The following is a 20,616-nucleotide window of genomic DNA, read 5'->3' as shown; positions in this document are numbered from 1 at the left end:
GCCTGCGGGCCTGAGCGGGCTGTGCGGCCGAGCGGCTTTGGTTCCCGGCTGCCCGACCAGGCATGATCGGGGCATGGTCGAACGAGTCATTGCAGCGTGTGACGGAGCAGCCAAGGGCAACCCGGGCCCGGCGGGCTGGGCGTACGTGGTGGCGGACGCCCAGGGGGCGCCCCAGCGCTGGGAGTCCGGGGCGCTCGGGCACAGCACCAACAACGTGGGCGAGCTGACGGCGCTGCAGCGGCTGCTGGCGGCGACCGACCCGGCCGTGCCGCTGGAGGTGCGGCTGGACAGCACCTACACCCGCGACTCGGTGACCAAGTGGCTGAAGGGCTGGAAGCGCAACGGCTGGAAGACGGCGGCCGGCAAGCCGGTCGCCAACCAGGAGCTGATCCAGGCGATCGACGCGCTGCTGGAGGACCGGGACGTCACCTTCGTCTACGTCCCGGCCCACCAGGTGGACGGCGACCCGCTGAACGCCATCGCCGACAAGGCCGCCAGCGACGCCGCCCGCACCCAGCGGGACGCCTCCGGCACCGCCGCCGACCTCCCCGAGCCCGACCCGGCCGCCGCCCCGAAGCCCCGCACCACCCGCACCGCCTCGGCCGGCAGCCCGGCGAAGCGCGCCTCCTCGGGCACCGCCCGTACCCTCGCCGCCCGCTACCCCGGCACCTGCCCGTGCAGCCGCCCGTACGCCAAGGGCGACAAGATCACCAAGGTCGGCAGCAGCTGGGGCCACCCGGAGTGCGTCGCCGCCCACGCCTGACAGCGGGTACCTGGACCGCCGTCGCGCTGAGTCCGCCGGGGCTCCCGTCCGTACATCCCGGTGGGAAGGTCCCGGCGGAGCCGGAGGTGGGTGCGGTGATCGTCTCGGAGACGGCGGAGTTCCATGTCGGGGACCGGGTGTGGGTCTACCGCGAGTCGTCCTACGCCGCGGTCGAGAGCGCCGTCGTCGTGGCCGCCCCGGTGGACCGCAGCCTGCGGCTGGAGTTCACCGACGGTCACCGCAGCCATCTGCGGTCAGGCCGGGTCGAGTTGTCGGCCAGGCGTGCCGTGCAGGCGGTGTAGGGGCGGAACGCGATCGGCCGGCCGCAGGTGCGGCCGGCCGATCGTGGTGGCGGGGTCGAGCTGGATCAGCTCTCCTGCGTGATCTCCTTGATGTCCTCGAAGCTCATGCCGAGCGAGTTGAACGCGCGGGCCTGGGACTCCGGGACGCCGAGCTTGGCGAGCTCCTTGAGCTGGGCGTCGGTCAGCGGTGCCGCGGCGGTGGCCGGGCCGCCCTCCGGGGCGAGGCCGCCGCCGGGGCCGGCGGCGAGGCCGAGCACCGCCTTCGTCAGGTCCGCGCTGGTCATCTTCACCGCGCCGGCCGGAACCTGGACGTTCGGGGCCGACTGGTTGAAGGCGAGCTTCACCGGGAAGTTGACGCCCGGCTCGATCTTGTCCTGCAGCTGGGCGAGGTCGAACGTGGCGGAGGAGAAGGCGCCGTTCTTCAGGTAGAGGTCGACGCCGACCTTGCGGTCCGGCACGTCGCTCGGGGCCTGGCTCGGGAACTTCCCGAACTGCTGCGGGAACTTGTCCGCGACCGGCTTGACGGCCTTGAACATCTCGTCCACCAGCTGGCGGGCCGGGGCGCTCAGCCAGATGTGCTCGGCGCCGTCCTTCTTGCCCTTGTCCTCGTACGTGACGGTGCGGCTGAGCACGTCCTTCAGCGAGTTGACGAGCTGTTTGGCGGCCTCCGGGTCGGCGGTGGGCGCGGCGCTCGGGGTGGCCTTCTTGCCGTCGTTCTTCTTCGCCTCGTCGGCGAGCTCCTGGAGGTCGAGCGAGACCCACGTGCCGGCCAGCACCTCCTTGACCGGGCCCATGTCCGGCGGCAGGTCCTTGCTGACGGCGTCCACCTGGGACGGGTCCTCGCCGACGAGCTTGACCAGGCCCTTGGCGTCGACGTGCAGGTAGCCCTTGGCGTCGACCTGGCGGTACTCCAGCAGCGCGGCGCCGTTGCGGTCGGAGAGCACGTAGGAGATGCGCACCGACTTGTCGAGCGTCAGGTCGTTGCCGGCGGCCGAGCCCTTGGCGCTCTTGAAGGCGTCGATGTCCTTGAGCGGCTTGTCGGCGGAGACCGCGACGGCGAGTGTGAGCCCGGACAGCGCCTTGGCGCTCTTCTCGTCGATCTGTCCGTCGGCGCGCTTGCCTCCGGCGCCCTTGCCTCCGACGCCCTTCTCCCCGGTGGCCTTGGCGAAGGCGACGATCTGCTCGGGGGTGGCGTCGATGGAGAGCGCGAAGCCGGCCGACTTGCCGTCACCGACCTTGTCGAAGGCCTTGGACACCTTCTGGGCGGCGGAGAGCTGCTCGACGGTGCCGCAGGCGGCGAGACCGGTGGCGAGGACGGAAGCGGTGACGGCGACGGGTATCGCACCGCGAGCGGCCTTGCGGATGGCGGTGTTGATGGTGCAACTCCTGTGTGACTGGGCCCGATCGGACTGACGGGCCTTTCCTCCCCTGCGGCATGCAGCGCCACAGCGCCTACACAGGTGAACACATTATCAGCAAGTAGTCACACGATTATTTGGCCCAGGCTTTAACCAATCCGGCCCGAGAACGCCCGATGTGGCCTGATCCGTCGTCCGCCCGCCGGGCGATGGCGGTGGCCGCCGCGCTGACCAGCGGAAACATGGCAAAACCTTTGCCGAGAAGGGATGTTCAGAGCCCGCCCACCACCTGCTAGCCTCAGCCGATTTCCCGCCGGGCAAGGTCGGCGGACACGACGGGGTAAGAGGTACCGAAAGCATGGCAATACGCCGGGCGAAGCAGAAGGCCCAGGTCATCGAGAAGCTCTCGCAGGTGGCGCCGCCGGGGGAGACGTTCATCGCGTGCGTGCACGTGGAGACCGGCCCCAGCCCGTGGCTCAACGCGGTCTTCGACGAGGTGCCGCTGCTCGGCCTGATCGTCGCACTGACCCGTCAGTTCTACTTCCTGACGCTCACCAACAGCTCGATCGTGGTCAACACGGCCAGCCGCTGGACCAACCGCCCCGGCGAGGTGGTCGCGGTCTTCCCGCGGAACGCCTTCCCGGTGAGCCGGGTCAAGCGGGCCTCGATCTGGAGCTCGATGTACCTGCAGCTGCCCACCAGCACCAAGCCGACCCGGCTGAACATCCACCGCTACTGGCGGGCCGAGATGGACCAGCTGAGCACGGCCTTCCCGCCCGGGTCGATCGACCCGTCCTCGCAGCCGTTCGAGCTCGCGCCCACGGGCATGCCGTACCCGGGGCAGCCCGGCCAGGCCTACCCGCAGCAGGGCCAGCCCTTCCCGCAGCAGCAGGCCTACCCGGCGCCGCCCGCGCAGCCGTACCCGCCGCAGCAGGCCTACCCGGCCCCGCCGGCCCAGCCGTACCCGCCGCAGCAGCAGCCGTACCCGGCGGCGCAGCCCTACCCGCCGCAGCAGGCCTACCCGGCGGCCCCGGCCCAGCCCTACCCGCCGCAGGCGTCGCCCTACGGCGGCCAGCCTGGCTACCCCGGGCAGCAGTGACCTCGCCGTAGGCCGCCTGAACACGCGTCGGCCCCGGCTCCCCGATGGGAGCCGGGGCCGATCGGCTTTCCGCGACTACTGCCCCTGCAGGGCGACGACGACGAAGACCACCACGACGACGACGATCCCGACGAGCACGCCGATCACCGTCGGCGTCAGCCGGTCCCGGAACTGCTTCGCCGGCTTCACCCGCTGCGTCGCGTCCGTGCTGTACTCCCACCAGTTCACCAGTCGCCGGAAGTTCACCTCGAAGTCCGCGGCCGGGTAGATCGCGCTGGTCTGCAGGCCCGGCAGCGAGCGGCGCCGCCCGTCGGTGAGGTGGATCCGCGCCACGTACGACGTCGAGCCGTTGCTCTTGGTCTCCCGCACATCGATCCAACGGACCTCGTGCCACGGGTAGGTGCGGCCGCGGCCGACACCCCAGCAGACGGTGACGCCGTCGCCGCCGACCCGGCTCCAGCAGCGCCAGCTCAGGACGAAGGCCGGGACGGCGAGCACCAGGGTCCCGAGGACCAGCCAGAGTGCGCCCCAGGTGCCGAGCTTCATCCCGCCGAAGACGAGTTGGAGCACGATCACGACGAGGAGCGGCCCGAGGTTCGACCACGAGGGCCGGAACAAGTCCTTCCCCCGGAAGATCAGTTCGTTCACACGGCGCAGATTACGCCTGCGCCCCCGGGCCGGAACAGGGGGGTGCGGATCACTTCCCGGGGACCTCCTCGCCCGCTACCCGCGGCCCTTCCGACCGGCGGTCGCGGCCGTCTCGCGGAGGGTGCGGCGCGCCGCACCCAGGGTGAGCAGGCCCCACAGGACGGCGGCTGCGGCGGTGACGTAGAGGCCGCCGCCGCGGAAGGACAGGTCCTCGTCCAGCGAGGCCGGCGGGGCCCAGCCCTCCGGGTCGACCAGCACGTTCATGGCGGTGCCGACGTCGGACCTGCCCGAGCAGCCGAAGCCGCCGACCTGGCCGTGCGGCAGCGGCTGCCCGTCGGCGCGGCGGATGTCGCAGGTCCAGCTCACCTTCCCGCTCCGGTCCTTCGCGCTGTGGGCGCCGGTGACCACGACCTCGGTCTTCACCGCGCGATGGGACAGGATCTGCGCGCGGATGCTCGTCGTCGGAAGCACCATCAGCAGCACACCGAGCAGGACGGCCGGCCAGATCACCCAGCCGCGGGCCCGGACGAACCCCATGCCGATGATGCCCGTCGACAACACCAGGAACGCGGGGACCGTGCAGAGGAGCTGGTAGTCCGGGTCGGTGGCGATCGCCAGCAGGCCGACCATCAGCACCGGGGTGAGCAGCCCGACCAGCCACGCCGTCCGGCGGACCGCCCGCGGCGACAGCTCCGGTGCCGGGCGCCTGCGAACCCGCTTCGGCGGCCGGACCACCCCTTCGGCGAGCGGTCTCTTCTGCTTCTTCCTGCCTGCCATGTGGCCCCCGTCCGGTGGTGCGGTGGTGCGTTCTTTCCGTGCCCTCTGCCGTGCCCATTGCGGCGCCCGTTTGCGTTGCCCGTTTGCCGTGCCTGCGACAGTGTGACCGCAGCCCCCGACGGCCGGAAGAGCGGGGGCAGGCAGGGCGGTCCGGTGACCGCCTGTCCGCTGGTTCGTGCGGGTGTTACCGGCGGGTTCACCGAATGCTCGCCCGACGTCTTGCGGTCCGTGCCGACCGGCACGTTGGATACACAACATCCCGCGACCCGACGGGTCCACGACACGCCCCACGGAGCCCAGATGCCGCTGTCGTCCGTCCGCCGTGCCCTCGCCGCCGGTGCCGCCGCCACCGTGCTCGTCACGCTCGGCGCCGCCCCCGCCTCGGCCGAGAGCGCGCCGGCCCACACGTCGACAGAGAAGAGTGCGCCCCCGCTCGACGTGCTCACCTACAACGTGTTCCTGATGAGCACCACGCTCTACCCCAACTGGGGCCAGCAGTACCGGGCGCAGGCGATCGCCTCGGCGGACTTCTTCCAGGGCCACGACGTGGTCGTGCTGGAGGAGGCCTTCGACAATGCGGCCTCCGACGCGCTGACCGCGAAGGCCTCGGCCGCGTACCCGCACCACACGCCCGTGGTCGGCCGCTCCACGAGTGGCTGGGACGCCACCTCCGGCAGCTACAGCTCCACCACCCCCGAGGACGGCGGGGTCACCCTGCTCAGCAAGTGGCCGATCCTGCACAAGGAACAGTACGTCTACAAGGACGCGTGCGGCTCGGACTGGTTCTCCAACAAGGGCTTCGTCTACGCGGTGCTGGACGTCGACGGCCGCCGCACCCACGTGGTCGGCACCCACCTGCAGTCCACCGACTCGGGCTGCACCAGCGGCCAGGCGGCGGACATCCGGGCCAAGCAACTCACTGCGATGCGCGGCTTCCTCGACGCCAAGCGGATCCCGGCCGGCGAGCCGATCGTCCTCGCGGGCGACCTCAACATCGACTCCCACGGCTCCGAGTACCAGGCGCTGCTGGACAACGGCAACCTCGCCCCGGCGTCCGCCCGCACCGGCTGGCCGTACTCCTTCGACACCGCCGACAACTCCATCGCCGCCTACCGCTACCCGGGCGAGCCCAAGGAGGACCTCGACTACGTGCTCTACCGCGCCGACCACGCCCGCCCGCAGCAGTACACCAACCAGGTCGTCCGGGAGCACAGCGCGCCCTGGACGGTGAGCAGTTGGGGCAAGAGCTACACCTACACCGACCTCTCCGACCACTACCCGCTCGCCGCGCACTGACGACGCTCGGGCTGCCGAAGGGGCAGCGGGGTGTGGGATGCGTCACCGTCACGCCCCGGAGGCGGTTCGGCCCCTTACGATCCTGAACGCCGAGGTCGGGCGCCGTCGTACCCCGGCGGCGCCCGCCCGGTGACCAGTGATCGGCCCGAGGAGAAGCGCACGTGACCACCCCCACCACCGCGCCCGACAGCTACTACCAGCGCACCGGCGAGAACCGCTACAAGCCCACCCTCCAGGCCCAGGGCGCCTGGCACCCCGACGAGCAGCACTTCAGCCCGCTCGGCGGCCTGATCGTCCACGCGATCGACCAGTACCGTGCCGGCCGCCCCGGCAACGGCCTGGCGCTGACCCGGATCAGCTTCGACATACTCGGCCTGATCGCCCTCGAGGAGTTCGAGGTCACCGTGGAGACCGTCCGGCCCGGGCGCACCATCGAACTGGTCGAGGCCACCGTGGTGATCGGGGAGCGCGCCGTCGTCCGGGCCCGCGCGTGGTTCCTCGCCGAACTCGACACCGCCGCCATCGCCGGGACCCACGACCAGCGGCTGCCCGCGCCCGAGGAGTTCGAGCCCTGGACGATGAGCGGGCTGTGGGGCGGCGGCTACATCTCCTCGATCGACGTCCGCCGCCGCGAGACGGCCCCCGGCCGCGCCGCCGCCTGGATCTCCAGCCGGGCCGGACTGGTCGCCGGGGAGCCCAGCAGCCCGCACGCCTCCTTCATCGCGCTGGTGGACACCGCCAACGGCATCGCCGCCCGGCAGGACCCCACCGAGTGGATGTTCCCCAACACCGACCTGACGATCCACCTCCACCGCCGCCCCGAGGGCCCCTGGACCGGCCTGGACACCAGCGTCAGCTTCGGCCCGGCCGGTCACGGTGTCACCAGCACTGTCCTGCACGACGAGCACGGTCCGGTGGGCCGCGCCGAGCAGATCCTCACCGTCCGCCCGCAGAACGGGAGTTGACCGGCCCGACGATCGCGCCGGTCAACCCGATGCGGCCGTGATGCCCCGAAGCGCCTCCGACGGCGCCGCCCTCCGAGGGGGCGGCGCCGTAGCGGTGTGCGCTCAGGAGGGCGGGCTTACGCGGGCAGCGAGTCCATGAAGGAGCTGACGGAGAAGACCGCCCGGCCCGGGCCGGCCGGGCCGTAGCCGGGCGGCGAGGAGAGCCCGAACTCCTCCAGGGTCGCGCGGTAGGTCTGCAGCAGCCGGATGTGGTACTCCAGCGGTGCGCCCTGCGGGTTGGCCTTGCCGAGCGGGGTGGTGGGCTCGGGGCACCAGGTGGTGAAGCGCGGGACCACGCCGTGGGACATGAAGAAGCGCAGGCCCTCCTCGGTGGAGGTGATCGCCTCGTCCACCGTGGTGAAGCCGAAGGGCTCGGCCATCTCCACGCCCGCGACGAAGTTGGGGATCACGTTCTCCGGCCCGAACACCTCGGTGGAGTCGAGGATCCGGCGGTGCCACTCGTCGCGCCCGACGTAGCGCTCCTTGCCCGGGCAGTACAGCTCGAAGAGCCGCCGGTCCCACACCTCGAAGTTGGGGTGGTAGATCCGCACGCCGTAGTCGTGGAAGCGCTGGACGTCCTCGCGCGGCAGCGCCTGGGCCACCACCTTGCCGATCCAGCGGCCGGGGAAGCGTTCCTCGATGGCCTTGGCGTACTGCCCGTAGAAGTCGGCCTCGTCCCGGCCGCCGACGTGCGAGGTGATCGCGCCGCCGGTGAGGGTGTACGCCTGGGAGGCGCGGGCGGTGTCGTGCTCGTCGATCAGTGCCAGCGCCTCCAGCACCTCCTCGACCGGCTTGACCCCGGTGTACGGGCGGCCGGCGGCCTTGTGCTGGCGCCAGTTGTGGTTGATGTCGCAGTACTGGCACTCCTCCTTGGCGCCGAAGTACTGGCAGACCCGGAACACCGTGAGGTAGATCAGGTAACCCCACTGGATGGTCGGGGCGACCTCCATCACCGACTTCCCGTTGGCCAGCGTGTGCCGGTAGTAGTCGGGCATCGGGGGCAGACCGACGTCGGCGATCCGCGCACCGTCCAGGTAGAGGCCGAGCGTGCCGTCCTCCCCGGCGCCGACCCGGTACGGCGAGTCCGGGTTGACCCGCACCGACACCACCGTGCGGCGCAGCCCGTACGGCCCGCCGGTCAGCACGATCTCCTCCGGCGGCCGGTTGAGCGCGGCGGCGCCCAGCTCGGGCAGGGTGCGGTGGTCGAAGGAGAAGATGAAGTACGACTTCGGCTTGACCTCGCCGCCCCCGTCGGTGCCGGCACTGCCGCTGAGCGCGGACTCGTCGAAGGCCATGCCGCCCCGCAGCAGGTCCTCCTTGATCACCGCCTCCCGGGGCACGTCGGGATAGCGCTCCATGAGCCCCTCGATGAGTGCGGTGCGGCTGCGGGCCTGGCTCTCCATGCGCTGGTCTTCCTTCCTGGCTCCGATCCTCCACGGAGCCGTGGCCATTCTTCTCCCCCTTACGCGCCCGGCCGTGCCCGGCCACGCGAAGGAAGACCGACAGGTCGTCGACGATGTCGGCGGCACGGGGGAAGCTCCGGGCCCAGGGCGTGTTCGAGGAGTTGGGCCGACCAGAGGATCCCGCCGGCCCAGAGGTCGGCCGGCCCGCGTTCCAGCGGGTTCTCCGGAGCGAGGTCGGCCATCTGCATTCGAACAAACCCCGCCGCGAAGGGCACAACGCCGACGGCCGGAACGGGACACGGGTGGGGTGCGCCGGGTTGATGCGGGGGGCGGGGGCGTCGAGGGGGTCGATGCGGGGCGGGGCGCCCTGTGTGCTGAGCGGGCAGATGCATGACAGGGGCGCAACCAAACGCCGCCAGCATGAACGTTCACCCTATCGGGTGTAGAAGATCGTCCGTTGCGTTCCGGAACGGGCCTTCGCGCCTACGGTTGGGAATCGAGCGAAGACGGGGTCCGTCGCCAGGAGTTCCCTTCGCGGCGGGCGAGATGACGACCCGTCATATCGCGCGATCCTTCTCAGAGGAGGCTTCATGCCCCTGTGTGTCCGAGCGGACTCACCACCCGGGCCCGCCGCCGCCCCGGCGGTGGGCTCATGAGCTCCCCGGCGATCGAGCGGATCCTGCGCGGGCCCACCGGACTGGGCACCGCCGGGCTGCAGTTGAGGCCGCAGGTCCCGGCGCCTGAGGCCGCGACGCCTGAGGCCGTGACGCCTGAGGTCCCGGCCCCCGAGGTCGCAGCCCCGCAGGTCGCGATCCCCGAGGTGTCGGCCCCCGAGGTCGCAGCCCCGCAGGTCGCGATCCCCGAGGTGTCGGCCCCCGAGGTCTCGGCTGCGGAGACCCCGGTGTCCGAGGCCGTGGTGTCCGAAGTCGTGGTGCCCGACGTCCAGGTGCCGCCCGTCCCTGCCTTGTCCCTTCCTGCCCTGTCCCTCCCCGCCTTGTCCGTCCCCGCCCTGCCCGGCGTGGCGGCGCTCGGATCGGCCGCACTCGGGGTGGCTCCGGCCGCCAAGGCTCCGAGCGGTGGCAAGCCCAGGACCGGCGACCCCATCCCCGGTCTCTACCACCACCCGATCGCCGAGCCCGACCCGGTCCGGGTGGAGGCGCTCAGCCTGAAGATCAAGGCCTGGGCGATCGACGAGATCGAGCTCTACCCGCCGGAGTGGGAGAAGGACTTCGACGGGTTCTCCACCGGGCGCTACATGGTGGCCTGTCACCCCGACGCACCCAGCATCGACCACCTGATGCTCGCGGCCCGCCTGATGGTGGCCGAGAACGCGGTGGACGACTACTACTGCGAGGATCTCGGCGGATCGCCGGTCGGCCTGGGCAGCCGCCTGCTGCTCGCGCACACCGCGATCGACCCGCTGCACACCACGCCGGAGTACCACCCGGCCTGGGAGGCCTCCCTGTCCGAGGATGCCCCCCGGCGCTCGTACCGCTCGGCGATGGACTACTTCGTCCGTGCCTCCACGCCCTCCCAGTCGGACCGCTTCCGGCACGACATGGCACGGCTGCACCTGGGGTACCTGGCCGAGGCGGCCTGGGCGGAGACGGACCACGTGCCGGAGGTGTGGGAGTACCTGGCCATGCGCCAGTTCAACAACTTCCGCCCCTGTCCGACGATCACCGACACCGTCGGCGGTTACGAGCTGCCCGTCGAGCTACACGCGTTGCCCGCCATGCAGCGGGTGATCGCGCTCGCGGGCAACGCCACCACGATTGTCAACGACCTGTACTCGTACACCAAGGAGCTGGCCGGCCCCGGCCTGCACCTGAACCTGCCTGTGGTGATCTCGGAACGCGAGGGCGTCTCGCGCAAGGAGGGCTACCTGAAGGCCGTCGAGGTCCACAACGACCTGATGCGCGCCTTCGAGGCCGAGTCGGCCGCCCTGGCCGTCGCCTGTCCGGTGCCGACTCTGGTGCGCTTCCTGCGCGGTGTGGCCGCGTGGCTCGACGGCAACCACTACTGGCACCAGACCAACACCCACCGCTACACCCTGCCCGACTTCTGGTGACCACTCGCCCCCGGCGGTACACCCGAGCTCGGCGACGACACCCGTGCTCGGTAACCAGTCTTAAGAACCTTGGAGTTGACCCATGTCCCTGACCGACGACCGCACCACCTCCGGCAAGGCCATCCCCGGCCCGGCGACTCCGTACCAGGGCGACATCGCACGCTACTGGGACCACGAGGCTCGCCCGGTCAACCTTCGTCTGGGCGACGTCGACGGCCTCTACCACCACCACTACGGCATCGGCGAGATCGACCAGGCCGCGATCGGCGACCCGGCCGACAGCGAGCGCGAGAAGAAGGTGATCGCCGAGCTGCACCGCCTGGAGTCCGCCCAGGCCGACGTGCTGCTCGACAACCTCGGCGCCATCCCGGCCGACGGCACCCTGGTCGACGCCGGCTGCGGCCGCGGCGGCTCGATGGTGATGGCCCACCAGCGCTTCGGCTGCCGGGTCGAGGGCCTGACCCTCTCCACCCAGCAGGCCGACTTCGGCAACAAGCGCGCCGCTGAGCTCGGCATCGGATCGTTCGTCCGCTCCCGGGTCGCCAACATGCTGGACATGCCCATCGAGACCGGTTCGGCCGCGGGCTCCTGGAACAACGAGTCCAGCATGTACGTCGACCTGCACGACCTGTTCGCCGAGCACTCCCGGGTGCTCAGCGTCGGCGGCCGGTACGTGACCATCACCGGCTGCTGGAACCCGCGGTACGGCCAGCCGTCGAAGTGGGTCTCGCAGATCAACGCCCACTTCGAGTGCAACATCCACTCCCGCCGCGAGTACCTGCGGGCGATGGCCGACAACCGTCTGGTGCCCCAGGCCGTCATCGATCTGACCCCGGACACCCTGCCCTACTGGGAGCTGCGGAACACCACCTCGCTGGTCACCGGCATCGAGGAGGCGTTCATCGAGTCCTACAAGGACGGCTCGTTCCAGTACGTGCTGATCGCGGCGGACCGGGTCTGATCGCGGTCTGATCGACCGAAACACCGACGGCGGCCTCCCTCGCACCCGCGGGGAGGCCGCCGTCACGTGTGCGGGCTCGCTACGGCCGGGTGAAGGTGAGGTGCGTGACGCCGCTCGGGCCCGTCACCGCCTCGGTGCGGAACCGCTGCTCCAGGCCCTCCAGCCCCGCCCAGAGCGACTCGCCCCGGCCGAGGACGATCGGCACCACGACCACGTGCAGGTGGTCGATGAGGTCGGCCTCCAGGAAGGCGCGGACCGTGCTCGGGCCGCCGCCGATTCGCACGTCCTTGCCGCCGGCCGCTTCGCGGGCCTGGCGCAGCGCCTCCTCGGGCGTCGCGTCGATGAAGTGGAAGGTCGTCCCGCCCTCCATCTCGAGCGTCGGGCGCGGGTGGTGGGTGAGCACGAAGACGGGGGTGTGGAACGGCGGGTTGGAGCCCCACCAGCCCTTCCACTCCTCGTCCTGCCAGGGGCCGCGCTGCGGGCCGAACTTGTTGCGGCCCATGATCTCCGCGCCGATGTCGTCGCCCCAGGCGCGGGCCATCGCCTCGTCCACGCCGGTGTCGCCGCCCTCCTCGCCGTGCATCCGCCGGAACGTCCGGGTGTTGAAGAACCAGCCGTGCAGCCGGTGGGCGGCGTGGCCGAACGGCGCGTCGAGGCTCTGCCCCTCGCCCGTGCCGTAGCCGTCGAGGGAGATCGAGAAATTGTGGACCCGGACCAGGGACATCGGCTTCCTCCGCCGCTCGGCGCCTCGGTGCGGGCGGGCCGCACCCTGTTCGCGAGCCCACGCTAACCCGCGGGTCCGACACCCTGAGGCTCCGTCACCGTCTCTGGCGTGGCGTGGCGTGGCGTGGCGTGGCGGGGGCGGGGCGGAGGTGTGGGCGATGGGCCGCGAGTGGCGGATGTGGAGGAGGGGGAGGGGACCGGCGGAGAAGCAGTGCGCCCGTCACGCTATTGTCGGGCCTTCTTCACGCGGAGCACGCCCAGGTGGGCGATGCTTCGTCAGGCTGCCCGGAGGAGGGCAGCCGGCACGTTCCGAACCTCGGGGGGTTCCCATGACCGTACGCCGTACTCTGTCCGGATTCCTGGCGGCCGGCCTGCTCGCCGGCGCGGCCGCGCTGATCACGACCGTCCCGGCGGGCGCCGCCCCGAGCGGGACGGGCGACCTGCCGTTCGGCTCGGCCACCACCGTCGGCCTGCACAACACCTACGACCCGGCCGCCTTCCCGTACCTGGCTCAGGGCCTGGACACCGGCACCGGGATGATCGAGCTGGACCTCTGGCCGAACATCGTCACCAAGGAGTGGAAGGTCAGCCACTCCAACCCGCTGGGCAACGGCAACAACTGCACCGCCGCGACCACCCCCGCCCAGCTCTACAGCGGCGGCACCAACAAGAACCTGGAGAACTGCCTGGACGACGTCCGGGTCTGGCTCGCCGCGCACCCGGCGGCCGGGCCGCTGGTCATCAAGCTGGAACTCAAGCCGGGCTTCTCCGCCAACCTCGGGATGGGCCCCGACCAGCTGGACGCCCTGATCGCCCAGCACCTCGGCTCCGCCGTGCTGCGCCCCGCCGACCTGCTGGCCAAGCCGGGCGGCGGCTCGTACGCGAGCCTCGACGAGGCGGTGCGGGCGGGCAACTGGCCGAGCCGCTCGGCGCTGGCCGGGAAGGTGCTGCTGTACGCGATCCCGGGCACGGTCGAGCTGGGCAACCCCTTCGACACCCTGCACACCGACGTCGAGTACGGGCGGCACCTGCGCGACCTGGCGGCGGCGGGCCGGCTCGGCCAGGCCCAGGTGTTCCCGGCCGTGCTGGGCGCCGCGGCCGGCGACCCGCGTGGTCAGTACACCGGCGCGGACGCCTCGATCCGGCCGTGGTTCGTGGTCTTCGACGGCGATGCGGCCACCTACGTCAACGGCATCGACACCGCGTGGTACGACAACGCGCACTACCTGCTGGTGATGACCGACGCCCACAAGGTCGCGCCGGAGATCAGCGGCACCGACCCGACGGCCGACCAGGCGCGGGCCCGCGTCGAGCAGTTGGCCAAGGCGCACGCGAGCATCGTGTCGAGCGACTGGCGCAAGCTGCCGGCGGCGCAGTCCCTGGTCCTGCCGCGCGGCTGACGGCGTGACGCCTGCGGGCCCCGGATGGGCCCGCAGGCGTCCGGCCGCTGCGGTAACCGGCCAGGTCACGTCACCTTCGGGTACGTCGAGTTGACCCGAGGTGAAGAGTTGGATCATCACCGGCAAGCAGTACCAAGAGGACTACTACACCGCCGACCACTACGCGACCTTCCGCAAGGTCGACTTCGGCTGCTGACCCGGCCACCGCTCCACCGCAGGGCCCCGGCGCCGCACCCCGCGCCGGGGCCCGTCTGCTTCACCGCCCGCTTCACCGTCCACTGCGCCGTCCACTGCGCCGTTCGTCTCGCCTGCGCCGCCCGCTGTACCGCCCGTCTCGCCGTCCGGGGCCCCGCCCGCCGACCACCCACCGCCGCGCGGTAGCGTCGGCGCCGTACTGTCCGACTCCGGGAGGTTCCCGTGCCGCAGATCCTGGTCGATCACTCGGCCGAACTCGACTTCGACCGCGCGGCCTTGGCCGACGAGGTCCACCAGGCGATCACCGAGGTCATCGATACGACCGTGTCGCAGTGCAAGACCGTCTTCCGTCCCGCCGCGCACCATCGGGTCGGCGACGGCACGACCGGCGAGGCCGTGGTCCTGGTCGAGGTCAAGATCCTGGCCGGCCGCACCGCCGAACAGCGCGCCGAGCTGACCAACCGGGTCCTCGGCGCCCTCCGCTCCCGGATAGCCGAGCCCGCCGCCCTCGGCGTCCAGGTCACCGAACTCGACCGCGACACCTACCGGTTCGTCCACCACCCCGGGCACTGACCGGCGGCGGACGCACAACGGTCCCGGGCGCGCGGCCGGTCGGCCGGGCACACGGGACCGCTGTCGTTCGGGCGGGGGTCAGTCCGTGGGGCAGTGGGTGCCCGCCGTCGGCACGGTGCCGTCCACCAGGAAGGCGTCGACCGAGGCGCGGATGCACTTGCTCGCGCCGTACGCGGTGTGGCCCTCGCCGTCGCGGGTGAGCAGGACGGCGTTGCCGAGCTCGGCGGTGAGCTTCTCGGACCACGCGTACGGGGTGGCCGGGTCGCCGGTGGTGCCGACGACCACGATGGGCGTGGTGGCCGTCGATGTGATGACGTGCGGCTTCTCGGTGGCGCGGAACGGCCAGATCCGGCAGTCCGGGTCGAAGAGCGCCGCGAGTGGGTCGTGCTTGCTGACCAGCGGGGCCTTGGCGGCGAGGTCGGTGAGCGAGGCCTGCAGCTGGTCGCCGGCCGGGGCGTCGGTGGCGCCGTCGGCGCAGTGGATGGCAGTGTAGGCGTCCACGGAGGGGGTGTAACGGCCGTCCTTGTCACGGCCGTTGTAGCCGTCGGCCAGGGCGAGCAGGTCGTCGCCCTTGCCGCGTACCATCGCCCAGCCGAGGGTGTTGCGCAGCCCGCTCCAGGCCTTCTCGCCGCCGTAGAGGCGGCTGATCACGCCGGTCCACGCCGCGCTGGAGGTCAGGGTGCGGCCCTTCGCGGTCTTCAGCGGCTTGTCCTTGAGCCCGTCGAGGAAGTCGGCGAGCTTCTGCGAGGCCCGGCCGGCGTCGGTGCCGAGCGGGCACGGGTCCTTGGTGACGCAGTCGGCGGCGAAGGCCTTCAGGGCGCGCTCGAAGCCGGCCTCCTGCTCGATGTTGTGCTGGACCAGGGAGAAGGAGGGCGAGGTGGCGCCGTCCAGGACGAGCCGGCCGACCCGGTCCGGGAACTCCTCGGCGTAGAGCGAGCCGAGGTAGGTGCCGTAGGACATCCCGAGGTAGCTGAGCTTCTGGTCGCCGAGGGCGCCGCGCAGCACGTCCATGTCCCGGGCGGTGTTGCGGGTGCCGACGAAGGGGAGCAGCTGGGCGTACTTGGCCTGGCAGGCGTCGGCGAGCTGCTTGCCGTGGTCGGCGCCGGGCTCGTCGGTGTTGAGCCAGCCGTCCCGGGCCTGGTCGTCGAGGCACTTGAGCGGGCTGGTGCCGGCCACGCCGCGCGGGTCGAAACCGACGATGTCGTAGCGCTCGTGCAGCGGGCCGTCGAAGCCCTTGGAGTTGTACGTGACCATCTGGACGCCGGAGCCGCCCGGGCCGCCCGGGTTGAGCAGCAGCGAGCCGATCCGCTGGTCGGGCTTGGTGGCGGGGTTGCGGACCACCGCGACGTCCAGGGTACCGGTGGCCGGGGTGCTGTAGTCGAGCGGGACCTTGAGGGAGGCGCACTGGAGGGCGGAGCTGTCCCCTTCGCTCTGCGGGTCCTTCGGGCAGGGCGCCCAGGCGAGTTGCTGACCGTAGAACGCCTGGAGCGCCGGGTCTGCGGCGCCGGTCGGCTTGGCCGTCGGCGTGGGGGTCGGGGTGACGCTCGGCGTTGCGGCGTCGGCGGCGGCCGTGGTGGGCGCGGTCTTGCCGCTGCTGCCACTGGTGCAGCCGGCCAGCAGGGCGGCGGTGGCGACGGCCGCGACGGTGGCGGGCAGGATGCGCCGCGAGGTTCGGGGGATCATGGAATGCACCGCACACAAATATCACCCGGTCATCACATCAGTCACCTCGATATTCCGTAGGCGTACCGGACGTGGCCCGGCGGCCTCGCGCCGGACCCGGGGGTGCCCGATTCCACAGGGTCCCGAACGGTGCCATGCTGGGGCCATGACAGACAGCGGTGCGCTCACCCCACTCCGTAAGAGGTCGGAAGTCGGCGGACGGCGGCGGGAGTTGGCCGCGGCTACGGTTGGCTCGGTGGTCGAGTCCTTCGACTGGAACATCTACGCCGTCCTCGCGCCCTACTTCGCGGCAGACCTCTTCGGGCACGGCAAACACGGGGTCGGCGGGGTACTGGGGGCGTACGTGACCTTCGCGGTGGGCTTCGTGGCCCGCCCGGTCGGGTCGTACCTGATCGGCCGGCTCAGCGACACCCGGGGGCGGCGCTTCGCGCTGAGCCTCGGCATGGCGGTGATCGCCGTCGCCAGTCTGGGCATCGCGGCCGTGCCGGGCCAGCGCTCGATCGGGGTCTGGGCGGCGGTGCTGGCGGTCCTCGCGCGGCTGGTGCAGGGACTCGCCTTCGGTGGGGAGGCGCCGAGTGTGGCCGCGTACGTGACCGAGACGGCCCCGCCGCGGCACCGGTTCGCGTTCAGCTCGGTGTCGTACGGCGGGATCATCCTCGGCTCGCTGCTCTCCTTCGGGGTGCTCACGCTGCTGATCCACACCATCGGCAAGTCCGGCCTGGAGAACGGCGGTTGGCGCTGGGGCTTCGTGGTCGCCGCACTGCTCGGGCTGGCCGCCGTCTGGGTACGACGCTCGGCACCGGAGAGCGCGGAGTTCCACCGGGCCCGGGAGAGCGTGGCGGACGGTGCCCGCCCGCCGTTCCTGCGGATGCTCCGCGAGCACCGGTGGGCGGCGTTCACCGTCTTCCTCAACACCCTCGGCGGGACGGTCGGTTACTACTTCGCCCTGGTCTACCTGCCGCAGTACGCCGCCGCCTACCACGTGATCGACAAGGAGTCGGCCGCCTCGTTCATGACCGTGGTGCTCGGCGTCGTGCTGGTCACCATGCTGCTCACCGGCGCCGCCGCCGACCGCTTCGGCCTGCTGCCGGTCGCCCGGATCGGGTTCGCCCTGCCCGTGCCACTGGTCGGGGTGCTGCTGGCCGGGCTGCGCCAGGGCTGGCTGCCGTTCCAGGTCGTCGCCGTGCTGCTGGGGATGCTGGTGGCGACGGTGCTCGGCACGCTCAACGTCTTCACCGGGCTGCTGTTCCCGACCGAGGTGCGGGCGGTCGGCCTCGGCGTGGTCAACGCGGCCACCATCGCCGCGTTCGGCGGCACCTTCCCGCTGCTCGCCGAGTGGCTCAGCGACCGGCACTGGCTCGGCGTGATCCCCGGGTACGTCACCCTCTGCACGATGGGCCCGGCCCTCGCGCTGCTGACGGCGATGAAGGTGCCAAGCTTCGCGGCCGCCGTCCGGGATGCCGAGACCGTGGCCGGGCGTTCACCGGGAACCGCCTGACGGACGATCATCGACTGTGGTTGAGTGGTCCGGACTTACGCCGAACGGGGAGAGCGAGCGTGGACGTCAACACACCGGACAACAGCGCATCGGACAGCAGCGCATCGGACAGCAGTGCCGCGGAGAGCAGCACATTCGGCACCGACGCGTTCGACACCGACGCGTTCGGCGCCGACGCATCCGAAAGCTGGCTGACCGAGGCCGGGTTCGAGGAGCCGCCGCAGGCCGACCTGCGCACCGACCGGGCGCACTCCGCCCGGGTCTACGACTACCTGCTCGGCGGCAAGACGAACTTCCCGGCGGACCGCGAGGTCGGCGACCGCGTCATGGCCGACCTGCCCGGCGCGCGCGAGGGGGCGACCGCCGCCCGCGCGGTCATGCACCGGATGGTCCGCCGGCTCGCCGAACTGCACGGCGTCCGCCAGTTCCTCGACGTCGGCACCGGCATCCCCACCGCGCCCAACCTGCACGAGATCGTCCAGTCGGTCGACCCGTCGTCGCGCGTGGTCTACGTGGACAACGACCCGATCGTGCTGGCTCATTCGCGCGCGCTGCTCACCAGCACCCCCGAGGGCCGTACCGCCTACGTCCAGGGCGACCTGCGCGAGCCGGAGCAGTTCCTCGCCGACCCGGCGGTGGCTGCCACCCTGGACCTGAACGAGCCGGTCGCGCTGACGCTGATCAACATCGTGCACTTCCTCTCCGACGAGGCCGCGCACCCGCCCGTCCGCAAGCTGCTGGACGCCCTGCCGGCGGGTAGCTTCCTCGCGCTGACCGCCGGCACCGGCGACACCTCGCCCGATCGGGCGGAGATCGGCGCCCGCCGCTACGCGGAGGCCGGGATCGAGGTCCACATGCGCTCGCGCGAGGGCGTCGAGCGCTTCTTCGCCGGCCTCGAACTGGACGACCCGGGCGTGGTGCTGATCAACCGTTGGCACCCGGAGCTGGGCGAAGCGCCGTCTCCGGCACTGGCCGACGAGGAGGTCCCGGTGTACGGCGGAGTGGGCCGCAAGGCGTAACCGGCCCGCGAGGCGTAACCGACCCGCGAGGCGTAGTCGCCTCCGTAGGGTCCGCCACCGCCGATATTTCGTCAATTCGACGTCCGTCGAACCCGGAGTGCGCCAAAACCATCGTCTTTACGTGTACGTGTCATTAAAGTGACTGCCCGTCGAACCCCCACTCGACAGGCGGAGAACCCATGACCATTGCACGCAGGTCCATCCTCAAAAGCACCTCGGCGGCCGGAGCCGCCCTGGTGGCAGCAGGCTCGACGGCGGCCGCGCAACCCGCGGCCGCCCAACCGGCCGACGACGCCCCCACCAGCCCACTCCTGCAGACCACCCCGCACCGTGCCGGAACGGCCGGCGTGACCGGTTTGCACCTACAGTTCGGCACCGATGCCGGCACGGAGATGACCGTCTCCTGGCTCACCCCGCAGTCCGTCCGTCGCCCGCAAGTGCGGTACGGCACGACGGACGGCGGCCTCGGCCGGGTCGTCCAGGCCGAGACCCGCACCTACCGGGACTCGATCGACAAGATCGAGGTGTACGTCCACCACGCACGCCTCACCGGCCTGCGCCCGGGCACCACCTACCTCTACAGCGCCGGCCACGACGGCGCCAACCCCGAGACGGGCACCTTCACCACCGCCCCGCGCGGCCGCGCCCCCTTCACCTTCACCAGCTTCGGCGACCAGGCCGCGCCCAACCTTCGCCGCCTGGTCACGTTCCCCGCCGGTATGCCCTCGCCGCTCGGCAAGTACCCGGTCTTCATGAGCAGCCAGGTCGGCACCTCGGCCTCCGCCGACATCGTCTCGGCCGTCGAACGCGTCGGCCCGCTCTTCAACCTCGTCAACGGAGACCTCTGCTACTCCTCCTACGCCGGGCGCCACGGCCAGAGCCGCACCGCGACCTGGGCCGACTGGTTCATCAGCAACAGCCGCTCCACCCGGCTGCGCCCCTGGATGCCCTGCGTCGGCAACCACGAGAACGAGGGCGGCAACGGCCCGATCGGCGCCCTCGGCTACCAGGCCTACTTCTCCCTCCCCGACTCCACGGCCTCCTCCGACGAGGAGACCCGGGGCATGTGGTACGCCTTCACCGTCGGCTCGGTGCGCTTCATCAGCCTCGCCAACGACGACGTGGCCATCCAGAACTCCGGCGACATCTACCTGCGCGGCTACTCCGGCGGCGCCCAACAGCGCTGGCTGGAACGCGAGTTGCGCACCGCCCGGAGCAGCCGGGCGATCGACTGGATCGTGGTGTGCATGCACCACCCGATGATCTCCAGCTCCATGCACGGCGCCGGCAGCGACCTCGGCATCCGCGAGACCTGGGGCAAGCTGTTCGACGCCTACGGGGTCGATCTGGTGCTGTGCGGCCACGAGCACTACTACGAGCGCTCCCACCCCGTCCGCGGCACCCTGCCCAACGACACCCGCACTCCGGTGCCGACCGAGACCCGCACCGACATGATCGACACCGGGCGCGGAACCGTCCACATGATCATCGGCGCCGGCGGCAACGCCGCCACCACACAGGACGACCTCTTCCCGACGCCCAAGGGCCGGGTGGTCATCGGGCTGGAGGACCCGAAGCCCGGTGCGCCGTACCGGGAGTCGGTCTGGCTCACCGAGGACGCGCCGTGGGCCGCCGTCCAGGACCGCGAACACGCCCACGGCTTCGCGGCCTTCGAGGTCGACCCCGGCGACCGGCGCGGCGGTACCACCACCATGAAGGTCACCTACTACACCTTCGACGGACCGCACGGCGACCTCACCCCGGTGGACACCTTCACCCTCTACCGCCGCCGGACCGACGGGCGCGAGGGCTGACACCCGCGTGGCTGACACCTGGGCGGCCC

18 protein-coding genes are annotated in these 20,616 nt (G+C 71.5%); 12 read left to right on the top strand and 6 right to left on the bottom strand.

Features of this window, described 5'->3' with window-relative positions; all coding sequences use genetic code 11:
* Positions 1-73 precede the first annotated feature (73 nt).
* Complete coding sequence (locus ACZ51D_RS00860) at positions 74-763, top strand: ribonuclease H family protein (protein ID WP_465614837.1); 690 nt, start codon at positions 74-76, stop codon at positions 761-763.
* Positions 764-858: 95 nt separating this feature from the next.
* Positions 859-1,065 (top strand): hypothetical protein, encoded by a 207-nt coding sequence (locus tag ACZ51D_RS00855; RefSeq protein ID WP_465614838.1) that lies wholly within the window; start codon positions 859-861, stop codon positions 1,063-1,065.
* 65 nt (positions 1,066-1,130) lie between these two features.
* Here the strand turns inward: ACZ51D_RS00855 and ACZ51D_RS00850 are convergent, their stop codons facing one another.
* Positions 1,131-2,321: a hypothetical protein gene (locus tag ACZ51D_RS00850; protein ID WP_465614839.1), complete on the bottom strand. Its 1,191-nt coding sequence runs from the start codon at positions 2,319-2,321 to the stop codon at positions 1,131-1,133.
* Positions 2,322-2,781: 460 nt separating this feature from the next.
* On the opposite strand from ACZ51D_RS00850, the gene ACZ51D_RS00845 reads away from it, so the two are divergent.
* The gene (locus ACZ51D_RS00845) at positions 2,782-3,522 is read left to right on the top strand and encodes a hypothetical protein (RefSeq protein WP_360501766.1); all 741 of its coding nucleotides are present in this window, start codon (positions 2,782-2,784) and stop codon (positions 3,520-3,522) included.
* Between the two features lie 75 nt (positions 3,523-3,597).
* Here ACZ51D_RS00845 and ACZ51D_RS00840 read toward each other — a convergent pair whose 3' ends face one another.
* Complete coding sequence (locus ACZ51D_RS00840) at positions 3,598-4,170, bottom strand: PH domain-containing protein (protein WP_465660652.1); 573 nt, start codon at positions 4,168-4,170, stop codon at positions 3,598-3,600.
* Between the two features lie 75 nt (positions 4,171-4,245).
* Positions 4,246-4,947 (bottom strand): hypothetical protein, encoded by a 702-nt coding sequence (locus tag ACZ51D_RS00835; protein WP_465660650.1) that lies wholly within the window; start codon positions 4,945-4,947, stop codon positions 4,246-4,248.
* Positions 4,948-5,247: 300 nt separating this feature from the next.
* Between ACZ51D_RS00835 and sph the strand changes: the two genes are divergently transcribed.
* Positions 5,248-6,243, top strand: coding sequence for a sphingomyelin phosphodiesterase (gene sph / locus ACZ51D_RS00830; protein ID WP_465660648.1), 996 nt, complete (start codon positions 5,248-5,250; stop codon positions 6,241-6,243).
* Between the two features lie 161 nt (positions 6,244-6,404).
* Positions 6,405-7,208: a thioesterase family protein gene (locus ACZ51D_RS00825; protein ID WP_465614843.1), complete on the top strand. Its 804-nt coding sequence runs from the start codon at positions 6,405-6,407 to the stop codon at positions 7,206-7,208.
* Between the two features lie 116 nt (positions 7,209-7,324).
* Here ACZ51D_RS00825 and ACZ51D_RS00820 read toward each other — a convergent pair whose 3' ends face one another.
* Positions 7,325-8,650: a radical SAM protein gene (locus tag ACZ51D_RS00820; protein WP_465660647.1), complete on the bottom strand. Its 1,326-nt coding sequence runs from the start codon at positions 8,648-8,650 to the stop codon at positions 7,325-7,327.
* 652 nt (positions 8,651-9,302) lie between these two features.
* Between ACZ51D_RS00820 and ACZ51D_RS00815 the strand changes: the two genes are divergently transcribed.
* Positions 9,303-10,721, top strand: a complete 1,419-nt coding sequence (locus tag ACZ51D_RS00815; protein ID WP_465660645.1) for a family 2 encapsulin nanocompartment cargo protein terpene cyclase — start codon at positions 9,303-9,305, stop codon at positions 10,719-10,721.
* Between the two features lie 82 nt (positions 10,722-10,803).
* Entirely contained in the window at positions 10,804-11,682 is an 879-nt protein-coding gene (locus tag ACZ51D_RS00810) for a geranyl diphosphate 2-C-methyltransferase (protein ID WP_465614846.1), read from the top strand.
* Positions 11,683-11,761: 79 nt separating this feature from the next.
* Here ACZ51D_RS00810 and ACZ51D_RS00805 read toward each other — a convergent pair whose 3' ends face one another.
* Positions 11,762-12,406, bottom strand: coding sequence for a dihydrofolate reductase family protein (locus ACZ51D_RS00805; RefSeq protein ID WP_360501787.1), 645 nt, complete (start codon positions 12,404-12,406; stop codon positions 11,762-11,764).
* 328 nt (positions 12,407-12,734) lie between these two features.
* On the opposite strand from ACZ51D_RS00805, the gene ACZ51D_RS00800 reads away from it, so the two are divergent.
* Positions 12,735-13,805: a phosphatidylinositol-specific phospholipase C domain-containing protein gene (locus ACZ51D_RS00800; protein WP_465660643.1), complete on the top strand. Its 1,071-nt coding sequence runs from the start codon at positions 12,735-12,737 to the stop codon at positions 13,803-13,805.
* Between the two features lie 417 nt (positions 13,806-14,222).
* Positions 14,223-14,573 (top strand): 5-carboxymethyl-2-hydroxymuconate Delta-isomerase, encoded by a 351-nt coding sequence (locus tag ACZ51D_RS00795; protein ID WP_465614848.1) that lies wholly within the window; start codon positions 14,223-14,225, stop codon positions 14,571-14,573.
* Between the two features lie 78 nt (positions 14,574-14,651).
* Here ACZ51D_RS00795 and ACZ51D_RS00790 read toward each other — a convergent pair whose 3' ends face one another.
* Complete coding sequence (locus ACZ51D_RS00790; RefSeq protein ID WP_465660641.1) at positions 14,652-16,256, bottom strand: alpha/beta hydrolase; 1,605 nt, start codon at positions 16,254-16,256, stop codon at positions 14,652-14,654.
* Between the two features lie 235 nt (positions 16,257-16,491).
* On the opposite strand from ACZ51D_RS00790, the gene ACZ51D_RS00785 reads away from it, so the two are divergent.
* The 3 genes from ACZ51D_RS00785 (at position 16,492) to ACZ51D_RS00775 (ending at position 20,587) form a co-directional block, all read left to right on the top strand.
* Positions 16,492-17,754 carry an MFS transporter gene (locus tag ACZ51D_RS00785; protein WP_465660639.1) on the top strand — a complete coding sequence of 421 codons (1,263 nt, stop codon included), beginning with the start codon at positions 16,492-16,494 and terminating at the stop codon, positions 17,752-17,754.
* 191 nt (positions 17,755-17,945) lie between these two features.
* Complete coding sequence (locus ACZ51D_RS00780) at positions 17,946-18,773, top strand: SAM-dependent methyltransferase (protein WP_465615271.1); 828 nt, start codon at positions 17,946-17,948, stop codon at positions 18,771-18,773.
* A 179-nt stretch (positions 18,774-18,952) separates the two neighbouring features.
* Positions 18,953-20,587, top strand: a complete 1,635-nt coding sequence (locus tag ACZ51D_RS00775) for a purple acid phosphatase family protein (RefSeq protein ID WP_465614851.1) — start codon at positions 18,953-18,955, stop codon at positions 20,585-20,587.
* The last annotated feature ends 29 nt before the right edge of the window (positions 20,588-20,616 follow it).

It is taken from the genome of Kitasatospora sp. NPDC033851, assembly GCF_055576085.1.
Note: the sequence above shows the minus strand (reverse complement) of the source record. Positions and strands in the feature narration are given on the sequence as shown.

Bases quoted from the DNA above. Each gene is read 5' to 3' on its own strand.
- ACZ51D_RS00860 (WP_465614837.1), top strand. From the start codon at position 74: ATGGTCGAACGAGTCATTGCAGCGTGTGACGGAGCAGCCAAGGGCAAC.
- ACZ51D_RS00845 (WP_360501766.1), top strand. From the start codon at position 2,782: ATGGCAATACGCCGGGCGAAGCAGAAGGCCCAGGTCATCGAGAAGCTC.
- ACZ51D_RS00835 (WP_465660650.1), bottom strand. From the start codon at position 4,947: ATGGCAGGCAGGAAGAAGCAGAAGAGACCGCTCGCCGAAGGGGTGGTC.
- sph (WP_465660648.1), top strand. From the start codon at position 5,248: ATGCCGCTGTCGTCCGTCCGCCGTGCCCTCGCCGCCGGTGCCGCCGCC.
- ACZ51D_RS00820 (WP_465660647.1), bottom strand. From the start codon at position 8,650: ATGGAGAGCCAGGCCCGCAGCCGCACCGCACTCATCGAGGGGCTCATG.
- ACZ51D_RS00815 (WP_465660645.1), top strand. From the start codon at position 9,303: ATGAGCTCCCCGGCGATCGAGCGGATCCTGCGCGGGCCCACCGGACTG.
- ACZ51D_RS00810 (WP_465614846.1), top strand. From the start codon at position 10,804: ATGTCCCTGACCGACGACCGCACCACCTCCGGCAAGGCCATCCCCGGC.
- ACZ51D_RS00805 (WP_360501787.1), bottom strand. From the start codon at position 12,406: ATGTCCCTGGTCCGGGTCCACAATTTCTCGATCTCCCTCGACGGCTAC.
- ACZ51D_RS00800 (WP_465660643.1), top strand. From the start codon at position 12,735: ATGACCGTACGCCGTACTCTGTCCGGATTCCTGGCGGCCGGCCTGCTC.
- ACZ51D_RS00790 (WP_465660641.1), bottom strand. From the start codon at position 16,256: ATGATCCCCCGAACCTCGCGGCGCATCCTGCCCGCCACCGTCGCGGCC.
- ACZ51D_RS00775 (WP_465614851.1), top strand. From the start codon at position 18,953: ATGACCATTGCACGCAGGTCCATCCTCAAAAGCACCTCGGCGGCCGGA.